Source organism: Psychrobacter sp. 1Y4, from assembly GCF_051847555.1.
The window spans coordinates 1-945 of sequence record NZ_JBPYDE010000229.1; the positions used below are offsets into that span (position 1 = coordinate 1).

Here is a 945-nt window from a genome sequence, read left to right on the forward strand (position 1 = left end):
CTTTTGTTATTGTTTGCAGCGCGCTGTGATCATATGCAGCAAGTCATCCTGCCTGCGTTACAACGCGGCACATGGGTCATTTGTGACAGGTTTACGGACTCTACTATTGCGTATCAGGGTTTTGGACGTGGACATGGCGATCAAGCGATGCTGACCAAAATTGAGACGCTGATCGAGCAGTTTGTGACGCAGTTACCTGAGCTGACTTTGTGGCTTGATTTGCCTGTAGCAGAAGGAATGGCACGCGCCAATAAGCGCAGCGCAGCAGATCGCTTTGAGCAGCAAGCGATGGATTTCTTTACTTGGGTACATACTGGCTTTAGTACACTTGCAAGCTTGCATCCTGAGCGTATACAGCGTATCGATGCGTTAGGCAGTACTGATGAGGTGAGCGCACGGATATGGCAGGCAGTCGTAGACAGATTTGATGTTAAATAATCATATTTGATTGAGCATTTTTATCTTGTAAGTAGATTTAATAATCAAGCAGATATAATAAAAATAAAAAGCCCCAGCATGTCGCTGGGGCTTTTTCAATGACAGTTCGTTATTTAACCGATTATGACGTTAGCAAGTAAATAACGACAGAGTTTATTTATCACTATTTTTGTCATTCAGCTCACTCTGCTTGGCTTCTTTCTCAACCGCGCTAGAAGCATCGGTGTCAGTGTTGGCAGTCGAATGAGTAGCATTGTCTTGACCAGAATCAGGCAAACGATTGGGATCAAGCGCTCCTTTTTTGTTTTTGGGCGCGTTACCATTACCGTTAGTATTACTATTACTAGACGTTTTGGTTTTCGAGGTCGCGGTCGAGTTTGCTGACATCACACCTTTATTCGCCGTATCAGTTGAGACGGCTTTTGGCGTCACAGCTTTATCATCCGTCGCTACTGGCGCGATATTAGGCGACTTATCTATGCCACTATTCACACTCGCGGTACTTTT

Annotated in this window: 1 protein-coding gene and 1 pseudogene; one reads left to right on the forward strand and one right to left on the reverse strand. The window is 44.9% G+C overall.

The genetic code is table 11. From position 1 onward, the window contains the following. Window positions 1–438: dTMP kinase (gene tmk, locus ACS8FC_RS15420; protein WP_439297420.1), on the forward strand; the 438-nt coding region annotated here is incomplete at its 5' end. A gap of 153 nt (window positions 439–591) precedes the next feature. Here the strand turns inward: tmk and ACS8FC_RS15425 are convergent. Then, window positions 592–945 (reverse strand): annotated as a pseudogene (locus ACS8FC_RS15425) (hypothetical protein); the annotation flags it as partial.